This window comes from Rhodoblastus sp. (assembly GCF_052145335.1).
Lineage (GTDB): Bacteria > Pseudomonadota > Alphaproteobacteria > Rhizobiales > Beijerinckiaceae > Rhodoblastus.
In genome coordinates this window covers 1-2,739 of the sequence record NZ_JBKQOU010000117.1, presented here as the reverse complement: position 1 = coordinate 2,739, position 2,739 = coordinate 1, and the positions used below count along the sequence as shown (strand labels likewise).

Below are 2,739 nucleotides of genomic sequence, written 5' to 3'. Positions count from 1 at the left end.
GTTTCCGCAGCGGAGAGCGCCTCTCGAATTGTGGCGCAACGTGGCTCCGAGTTGGAGTTGCCGACGCAAAAATGTCGGGGAACTTTCGCAAGCAACGCGCAGGGCCGTCGATACAAATTTAGTACATTCGCGGATTATTTTACCGACCGCCAACTCGTCGCCCTTACGACATTCTCCGACCTTGTGGCACAGGTGCGGGATCGGGCTTTGGCCGATGCTTGCAAACACTGGACCGGGGAACATGCCGAAGACACCCGCCCGCTCTGTGATGGGGGCCTTGGACCCGTCGCCTATGCGGATGCAGTGGTGGTGTATCTCGCGATCGTCGTAGACCGCATGGCGTTCTACGGCTCCTCGCTTTGCAGATGGCTGCCCAAAGACAATGCAATGGGACAAGCGATGGCGACCCAGTCGGTGACGCTGCCCTGGGATTTTGCCGAAGGCAACCCTCTTGGCAAATCTAGCTCGGATATTCTGAGTTGCGTTCGGGCAGTTGCCGATTGCATCGACGCCACGTACGCGAGAAACGCGGCTCAGATCGAAATTCGAGACGCGCAGCTAAACGAATTCCCAAAAGGTTCAATTTTCTCAACTGACCCACCTTGGTATAACAATGTTAGTTACGCAGACCTCTCCGATTACTTCTATGTTTGGTTGAGGAGAACACTTTTATCGGTTTATCCACCACTTTTTCGTCGCGTGCTCACGCCAAAAGCGGAAGAGCTTGTAGCATCGCCGTATAGACACGATGGTAAAGAAGAAGCTGAACTATTTTTTATGAACGGGATGAAGAAGGCTCTTGATAGCATACGTAACTCAATTAGCAATATTCCTGCGGTGGTGTACTATGCTTACAAGCAGCAGGAAGCTAGCGAAGACTTGCTAACCTCTCCAGGATGGTCGAGTTTCTTGCAAGCGGTCACCGAAGCCGGACTTGTGGTAGACGGGACCTGGCCAGTCAGAAGCGAAAGCGAAGGGCGTTCAACAGCGCAAGGCACCAATGCTCTCGCATCTTGTGTTGTCCATGTCTGCCGCCGCCGCGATCCCGATGCTTTGACCATGACCCGTGCCGACTACCTGCGTGCGCTGCGCCGCGAAATGCCGGCGGCGCTGGCGAAAATTCGACAGGCCGGGGTCGGTCCGACCGACATCCAGCAGGCGGCGATCGGACCAGGCATTGGCATCTTCACGCGCTACGCTCAGGTGCTCAACGCCGACGGCACGCCGATGCTGGTCAAGGACGCGCTGAAGCTCGTCAATCAGGTGCGCGAAGAAATCGCCTCGCACAGCGACGGCGACTACGACAGTGAAACGCGTTTCGCCCTCGACTGGTTCGCCGCCAAGGGCTTCGGCGTCGGCCAATCAGGTGAGGCGATCAACATGACCAACGCCCTCAACCTTTCGCTCGACGCCATGAACGCCGCCGGCTTCTTCGAGGCCATAGGCGGTGCGGCGCGGCTCAAGAAGCGCGGCGAACTGGATGACGACTGGGATCCGAGGACGGCAAAGCGTGTGACCGTCTGGGAGGGCTGCCAGTATCTCGTCAATCGCCTCAACGCTGAGGACGGCGGGATTGATACCGCGGCCCGCCTTTTCAACCGCCTCGGTGCGTTCGCCGAACCCGCCCGGGCGCTCGCCCGCCGTCTCTATGACATCTGCGAGCAAAAACAGTGGGCGGCGGAGGGGCGCGTATACAATCAGCTCGATCAGGAATGGGACGCGATTGAGCGCCGTGCGGCGGCTATGGCCGAGGCAGGAGCCGAGCGCGATCTCTTCTCGCTATAGGGGGGGTATGCGCGCATGAGCGAGTTTGCAACCAACCAGCGCATCAATCAGGCGCTATTGATGTTGACCAAGATCCTCCAACCCTATGTCGAGCGCCGCCTGCGCGAAGTCTACAAAGAGAATTGGCGGAACAACCTCTCGCTCGCCGCAGGAAGCGATCCGTCAAAGCCGCTTGACGCCTACGGTCTGCTCAAGACTATGATTGACAACTGGCAGGCGGTCTTCCGCGACGGACTGAAGCCGATCATCCGTAATCAGGTGTCTTTTGCGCTCGCCGCGCGCAACGATGTCGCGCATGCGGGCGGTGCGATTGGCCATGCCGACGCCATTTCCTACCTCACCTCGATTAGGGCGATCTCTGAGGCGATCGATCCGAAATCGGCGGCGGGATTCAAGACGCTTCTCGACGATCAGACGAAGGCGATGGCCGCGGCGCTCGGCGTCTCGGTCGAAGCAGCAGCGGCGAAAGCCGCCGAGCCTCCGGCGCAAACGACGCTTGAGCTTGTCGAGACCAAGTATCCGTGGAAGCCCTGGCGCGACGTCGCCCCGCCGCACGCCGACGTGATGGCCGCGCGCTTCCAGGAAGCCGAGTTCGCGGCCGATCTTTCGACAGTCGCGCGCGGCGAGGGGGCGGACACCTATCGCGATCCGCGTGAATTCTTCCGCATCACTTACATGACCGGGGGCCTGCGCAAGGTGCTCGTCGGGGCTGTCGAACGTCTCGCCGGCAAGGGCGGCGAGCCGGTCATTGGGCTCCAGACGTCGTTTGGCGGCGGCAAGACTCACACGATGTTGGCGCTCTACCACCTCGCCAATTCGCCCAACCCCGCGACCTTGCCGGGGCCCGCCGAAATCTTCGCTGAGGCCGGGATCGCAAAACTGCCGAACCGGCCGAAGCCGCCGGTCGTGTTTGTCGGTACGGCCATGGGCGCGAACCAGCCGATCGCTGTTGAA

Annotated in this window: 2 protein-coding genes; both read left to right on the top strand. The window is 60.2% G+C overall.

Going from position 1 to position 2,739, the window contains the following annotated elements; translation table 11 throughout:
- Nucleotides 1-1,785 (top strand): DUF1156 domain-containing protein (locus ACLP2E_RS08300; RefSeq protein WP_442465648.1); only part of this gene is annotated, 1,785 nt, incomplete at its 5' end.
- 15 nt (nucleotides 1,786-1,800) lie between these two features.
- Nucleotides 1,801-2,739 (top strand): Swt1 family HEPN domain-containing protein (locus ACLP2E_RS08295; protein ID WP_442465647.1); only part of this gene is annotated, 939 nt, incomplete at its 3' end.